1 protein-coding gene is annotated in these 306 nt (G+C 48.0%); it reads left to right on the forward strand.

Annotated elements, in window-relative coordinates; translation table 11 throughout:
- On the forward strand, positions 1–306 hold a 306-nt coding region (locus P0G09_RS18080; RefSeq protein WP_275253362.1), incomplete at both ends, for a tyrosine-type recombinase/integrase.

Below are 306 nucleotides of genomic sequence, written 5' to 3' on the forward strand. Positions count from 1 at the left end.
CACACTAAACCGCGAAGACATCAACTTCAATGAGCTCGAATGCGTTGTTATCGGCAAGGGTAATAAAGAACGATTGGTCTATTTCGACGCAAGGACGAAAATCCACCTTCAAAACTACCTTGAGTGGCGAACGGATGAAAACCCAGCTTTGTTTGTTTCCCTGAAAGCTCCCTTTGACCGATTGATGATTGGCGGAGTGGAGACACGCCTTCGTGAGCTGGGAAAGCGTCTGAATATCCCGAAGGTTCACCCTCACAAGTTCAGGCGTACACTGGCTACAACTGCCATAGACAAAGGAATGCCCAT

The sequence above is a fragment of the Faecalibacterium sp. DFI.5.82 genome (assembly GCF_029076575.1).
GTDB lineage: Bacteria > Bacillota > Clostridia > Oscillospirales > Ruminococcaceae > Faecalibacterium > Faecalibacterium duncaniae.